Origin of the sequence: Cellulosimicrobium funkei, from assembly GCF_001019615.1 — a bacterium.
Taxonomy (GTDB): Bacteria; Actinomycetota; Actinomycetes; order Actinomycetales; family Cellulomonadaceae; genus Cellulosimicrobium; species Cellulosimicrobium cellulans_E.
The window spans coordinates 1-5,097 of the sequence record NZ_JNBQ01000072.1; the positions used below are offsets into that span (position 1 = coordinate 1).

General features: G+C 76.7%; 6 protein-coding genes and 1 pseudogene. 2 read left to right on the forward strand and 5 right to left on the reverse strand.

Features of this window, described 5'->3' with window-relative positions; translation table 11 throughout:
• The 4 genes and pseudogenes from FB00_RS20635 to FB00_RS20650 form a co-directional block, all read right to left on the reverse strand.
• A pseudogene (locus FB00_RS20635) lies at positions 1 to 691 on the reverse strand (hypothetical protein); the annotation flags it as partial.
• Between the two features lie 33 nt (positions 692 to 724).
• Positions 725 to 1,786 (reverse strand): tyrosine-type recombinase/integrase, encoded by a 1,062-nt coding sequence (locus tag FB00_RS20640; protein ID WP_047234799.1) that lies wholly within the window; start codon positions 1,784 to 1,786, stop codon positions 725 to 727.
• A gap of 110 nt (positions 1,787 to 1,896) precedes the next feature.
• Complete coding sequence (locus FB00_RS20645) at positions 1,897 to 2,601, reverse strand: histidine phosphatase family protein (RefSeq protein ID WP_231581978.1); 705 nt, start codon at positions 2,599 to 2,601, stop codon at positions 1,897 to 1,899.
• Positions 2,602 to 2,822: 221 nt separating this feature from the next.
• On the reverse strand, positions 2,823 to 3,296 hold the full coding sequence (locus FB00_RS20650) for a hypothetical protein (RefSeq protein WP_047234800.1): 474 nt from the start codon (positions 3,294 to 3,296) through the stop codon (positions 2,823 to 2,825).
• Positions 3,297 to 3,468: 172 nt separating this feature from the next.
• Here FB00_RS20650 and FB00_RS20655 point away from each other — a divergent pair, with 172 nt between their 5' ends.
• Positions 3,469 to 3,891 carry a hypothetical protein gene (locus tag FB00_RS20655; RefSeq protein WP_047234801.1) on the forward strand — a complete coding sequence of 141 codons (423 nt, stop codon included), beginning with the start codon at positions 3,469 to 3,471 and terminating at the stop codon, positions 3,889 to 3,891.
• Positions 3,892 to 3,937: 46 nt separating this feature from the next.
• On the opposite strand, the gene FB00_RS20660 is transcribed toward FB00_RS20655, so the two are convergent.
• Entirely contained in the window at positions 3,938 to 4,462 is a 525-nt protein-coding gene (locus FB00_RS20660; RefSeq protein ID WP_047234802.1) for a putative immunity protein, read from the reverse strand.
• A 218-nt stretch (positions 4,463 to 4,680) separates the two neighbouring features.
• On the opposite strand from FB00_RS20660, the gene FB00_RS20665 reads away from it, so the two are divergent.
• The coding region (locus FB00_RS20665) for a DinB family protein (RefSeq protein ID WP_047234803.1) at positions 4,681 to 5,097 on the forward strand (417 nt) is incomplete at its 3' end.

The window sequence follows — 5,097 nt, forward strand, 5'->3', positions numbered from 1 at the left end:
TCGCGGTGCGTTCCGCGTCGTCCGGCTCGACGTCCTGCCGCCAGCGCACCTGCGCGGTCCGGGCGTCCTGGAGCGCGAGGTGGACGACGCCGCCGGTGCGGGACCAGCGCAGGACCGTCCCGCCGGGGGCGGGGACCGCGCGGCCGAGGTCGTCGCCGAGGGGCACCGGGTCGGTCGTCGGTCCGCCCGGGCCGAGGACGTGCGCGACGGGTGCGAGCGCGGGTCCGGTCAGGCACGTGACGACGGCGCGTCGAGGTGCGGGGGCCGACGTCTCGCCCGCGGCCGGACCGCACCAGGCCGTCGGGTCGAGCGCCCGCCAGGACCGGGCGCCGGTCGCGACGTCGTGCCCCTCCACGCCGTCGCCGGTGACGACGGCGAGAACCGTGCCGTCGCCGACCACGGCGAGCCGCGACGCCGCGGCGTCCCTCTCCCACGCGGGCTCGGGAGGGACCGCGAGGGAGACCACGGCCCCGGGCAGGGCGAGGCGTTCCCGCTCGGCGGTGGCCGTGCGCCACGTCCCGACGGCGACGAGGGCGAGGGCGAGCACCACGAGGGGTGCCCCCACGCGCAGGAGCAGGGCACGTCGTCGGGCCGGTGCCGCGGGCCCGTGGGCCCCCTCCGCGGGTGCGCCGCGCCCGGTCGGTGCGGGCTCGTCGTCCGGGACGAGCTCCACCCGGTGGAGCGAGGCCATACCGATGACGCTACGCGCCCCGCGAGGCGGGCGTCAGGTCTCGGCGGGCTCGAGCGCCGCGGAGAGCGGGTGGGCGCGGATCGCGGCGGCGAGCTCGCCCTCGATCCGGTCGAGGTACACGCCCGTGGTCGCGATGGACGCGTGCCCGAGGAGCTCGGCGACCACCTTCACGTCCCACCCCTCGGCCGCCAGCAGGGTCGCGGTCGTGTGGCGCAGGGCGTGCGGCGTCGCCTCGCGCCGGTACTGCGCGGGCATGCGCGCGACGCACCGCCGCAGGAGGCCGCGGACCGCCTGCGCGTCGATGCGTCGGCCGCGCCAGGACAGCAGGAGCGCGCGCCGCGCGTCCGGGTCGTCGGGGCGACGCGCAAGGAGCGCGGGGCGCAGGCGTTCCAGGTACTCCTCGAGCGCGGCGGCGAGCGGGGCGGAGAGCGTCACGGTGCGGACGTGACCGCCCTTGCCCTGGATACGCCAGCGCGTCTGGTCGGGCTCGCGGGAGAAGTCGTCGAGATTCGCGCGCTCGAGCTCGGAGACGCGGGGACCGAGGACGAGCAGGAGCGCGACGACGAGGCGGTCGCGGAGCTGGAGGTCCTGGTCCCGCCGTCCGACGGCCGGGTCGGCCGGCGCCCGTGCCGCGGAGACCTCGAGCAGCGACGCCGCGGAGCCCGCGGACAGCGCCGTGCGCGCGACCCGCAGGCCGTCGCGCAGGCGGGCCGGGGGAGAGGCCCACTGCATCGGGTCGGCCTGGACCCAGCCCTCGCGGGCCGCGTGGGAGAAGAAGCGCGTGACCGACTGGCGGAAACGGTTGACCGTCGCGGCGGACCGGCCCGAGCTCCCCTCCTTGCGCGACGCGTCCGCGTACCGGCCGTCGGGAGTGGTCTGGTAGCGCAGGAGGACGTCGTCGACGTCCTCGCCGGCGACGTCGTCCAGCACGCGGGCCGGCCCGGCGAGCCGCGCGAACTCCGCCACGTCGCGCTCGTAGCTGCGGCGCGTCGTCGGCGACAGGACGCCCCGCAGGGTCTGCGCGGCGACCGACGCGAGGTAGCGGTCGGCCGCCTCGGCGACGGTGATCCGCTCGAGGCGGGGCGGGGCGACCATGAGCGGGCCTCCTTCGGGGTGCGGTCGCCGCCAGCCTAGGTCGTGCCACCGACACCGACCCGACCGGACGGCGCTCTGACCTGCGCCGACGCCGGAAGCCTGTCGACGGCTCAGCGCCCCTCGTCCAGGTGGGCGACGTCCCCGACGCCCAGCACCGCGCGGTTGTGGAAGAACCCGTCCTCGCGCAGGGTCGTGATGCTCCCGGAGGCGACGGGGAACGCGACGTGCCCCGCGGCCTCGACCGGCATCCCGGTCCACGCCGCGACGACGAAGGTCGCCGCGAACCCGTGCGTGACGACCACCTGGTGGTCCACGGCGCGGCGGAGCAGGTCCGTCGTCGCCGCGTACACCCGCAGCGCGACGTCGAGCCGCGTCTCCGCGCCGGCGACGCCCACGTCGTGCCGCAGCCGGTCGCCCACCGCCGGCGGCGGGACGAACCGCGCGTCCAGCCACGCCTGCGGACGCCCGCCCGCGTCGCCGTAGGACGCCTCGCGCAGCCGGGCGTCCAGCCGTGGCGCCACGCCGAGCGCCTCGCCGACCGCGGTCGCGGTGCGGCGCGTGCGCAGGAGGTCGGACGCGACGACGTCGACCAGGGCGTCGCGCGGGACCCGGGCTCGCAGCGCCGCGGCGACCAGCGCCGCGTGCCGCGTGCCCGCCGCGGTGAGGTCGGAGTCGTGGACGCCGCCGACGAGACCTTCGACGTGGTGCGTCGCCTCGGGGTGCGTCACGACGTGCACCGTGCGCTCGCGCGCGCCGACGACGTCGGGCAGCGGCGGGGGAGGGAAGGGCGTCCGGGGACCGTCGGCGTCGGGCACGTGCCCAGGCTGGCACACGCACGGGGCGCCGGGTAGCGGACGCGGGGAGAGCACAGGGGGCGCCCGCCGGACGTGCGGGGGCGTGCCCGAGGTGTGTCCGGGGAGGTTCGGACGAGGCGGCGCCGCACCCGGGGTGGGCGGTGCTGCGGGCATGCGGGGTGACGACAGCGCCTCACCACGCTGTTGACCTAAACACAATGGTTTGCGTTGTATGTCCGATTCTAGGCATCGTAGCCCAGCGTGCGGTCCCGCACCAGGGGTCGCCCGCGGGGCCCGACCGCCGCGGCGGTCGAGGCGGCCGTCGGTTCGAGCTCGCCTCGGGGTGCGTCAGCGCCACCTGGCCCGGCCTGCGGCGTCCGCGCGGGGGACACCGAGCGCCAGCACCACACGGCGGCGGTCGCCAGGCCGGCCGCGACGCCGACGACGGCGAACGCCACGAGGGTCAGCGCGAGCACCGGGACCCAGGCCAGCGTCGCGAGCATCGTCGCGACGACCCGTCGAGGCCGACGTCCGTCCGGAGCGAGCTCGGCGAACGGTGACGTCGTGGCGAACGTCCCGGAGACGGTTCCTGACGACGCCCGGGACGGCGCGAGCGCCACGAGGCTCGCGAGCAGCCGCCGCCCGTCGCTCCGGTCCGCGGCGCGGGCGCCAGGGCGGTGCGTGACGAGCCGGGGTGCGTACGTCGTCGTGCTCATGTCGAAGGGGAGCGCGCGAGGGTTCTTCGTGATGCGTCGGGGGTCGTCCTCCTTCCGCGAAATGACATAATGTACATTATCGGCGTTGCGCAGAAGGGGTCGGACGGCCTCTCTCGCCGCCCCCACGGGCGTTCCCGGGCCGTCGTGGGTCCTCGGGTGTCTACTGGCTGCCATGGGATCCGTCGTCGTCGAACCGTCCACCCGGTGCGCGATCGACGCCGTCACCGCGCTGCGCCTCGTGCGGGACGACGTCGGCCTCGGTGCGCGTCGCCCGCTCGTCGGTCCTGCCGTGCTGCGCAGCCACGCGCTCTCGATGCTCTACCGCGACGTGCGCCGCGGCGTGCTGGACGAGAAGACGGCGCGCGCCCGCCTGGACGGCATCGCCACGCTGAAGATCCGCCTGCTCGGCGACCGTGTCTCCCGGGCCACGGCGTGGCGGATCGCACGCGAGCTCGACGCGGACGACACGACGGTCGCCGAGTACGTGGCGGTGGCCGTGCTCCAGGCCGACGTCCTCGTGGCCGGCGACGAGGACGTCGCTGCCGCGGCGGAGGGCCGCATCCCCCTCGCCACGTACGACGACCTCCTGCGCTGAGGCCTGGGACACCCGACCGGCCCGCGTTCCGACGACCGGCCCGGCCTCAGTCGTCGAACACGTCCCAGCAGATCGAGCTCCGGCGCCGCTGGTCGTCGAGGACGAGCTCGCGCAGCTCCGCCGGGATGCGCTCGCGCTGCCAGTCCCGCTCCGCGAGGCGCGCCGCCTCGGGGTCCTCGCCCCGGGTCGCGGCGTCGGCGGCCGCTGCCCGGATCGCGTACGCGGCCGCGCCGAGGTCGTGCGCCGCGACGTGCGCGACCGCCACCGCCTGCCCGGCCGCGAGCGCCGCGTACTTGACGGGTGCGGGCTGGTCGCGCCCGGCGGCGTTCGCGACGAAGGCGGTGCTGTGCGCGGTCTTCATGGGGACCTCGCCGCGGATCCAGGCGCGGGCGACGTCGAGGGCGTCGCGGGGTCGGGTGTCGTCGGGGCGGGCGTCCTCGAAGATCGGCAGGACGTGCTCGGTGCACTCGACGGCCCACCGGGCGAGCTGGCGGTGGTGGTCGTCGGTGAGCGTGCCGCCGCGGCGCACGGTGACGAGTCGGGGGTCGCGTTCGGTGGGCAGGATCGGCATGGTCCGATGCTCCCCCACGTCGGCGCGTGCCGACCACCTCTGGTCGGGTGTGGGTCGGGCGGCGTAGCGTGCGAGTCGTCGTCCCCGTTCGTCGGTTCCGCCACCGAGGGGTGCACGCCTCTCCCCCGGCTGAGTCCACGCACCGCGCCGTCGGTGTGTCGAGGCCTCTCCCCCGGGCCGGTCGGTCCTCGGGCGGGCCGTTCCCGAGGAGGCGTCTCATGGCCCGGTTCACCCGCTCCGACGACCTGCGGGGTGCGACGTTCGACGGCGCGGACCTGCGGGGCGTGCAGGTGGAGGGCGTCGACATCGATGCGCCCTGGCTCGCGGACGGTGACGCGACCTTCCGCGTGAACGGGGTCGACGTGACCGGCTTCGTGGAGGCGGAGCTGGACCGCCGGTTCCCGGGGCGGGAGCTGCGTCGTGCCGGCGACCCGGAGGGGCTGCGCGCGGCGTGGGCGGCGCTGGAGTCGACGTGGGCGGCGACGCTCGAGCGGGCGGCGGCCCTGCCCGCGAGCGCCGTGGACGTGTCGGTGGACGGCGAGTGGTCGTTCGCGCAGACGTTGCGGCACCTGGTGCTGGCGACGGACGCGTGGTTGGGGCGGGCGGTGCTGGAGGTGGAGCAGCCGTTCCACCCG